The sequence below is a fragment of the Paraburkholderia sp. SIMBA_053 genome (assembly GCF_046534895.1).
In the GTDB taxonomy this organism is placed as follows: domain Bacteria; phylum Pseudomonadota; class Gammaproteobacteria; order Burkholderiales; family Burkholderiaceae; genus Paraburkholderia; species Paraburkholderia caledonica.
This window is the reverse complement of sequence record NZ_JAWRXU010001286.1, coordinates 1-250: the sequence shown is the minus strand read 5'-3', so window position 1 is coordinate 250 and position 250 is coordinate 1. Positions and strand designations below refer to the sequence as shown.

1 pseudogene is annotated in these 250 nt (G+C 68.8%); it reads right to left on the bottom strand.

The features are described 5' to 3' along the window. A pseudogene (locus SB753_RS39760) lies at positions 1-223 on the bottom strand (ABC transporter ATP-binding protein); the annotation flags it as partial. Positions 224-250: the final 27 nt, after the last annotated feature.

Below are 250 nucleotides of genomic sequence, written 5' to 3'. Positions count from 1 at the left end.
CGCCCATCAGCCCGGCGATGCCCACGTCCTCTCCTGCACGCACGGTGAGGGAGGCATCGTCGACCATGACCCGTCCGGGCTGGGTCGGGTGATGCACGGTCCAGTTCTCGATCCGCAGCACCTCCTCTCCGAGCTCCGGCACGCGCTCGGGGAAACGATGGGCGAGGTCGCGTCCGACCATGCCGCGGATGATCCGGGCCTGCTTCGAGGCCGGATCGCTCATGTCGAGCGTCTCGATGGACCGACCGTC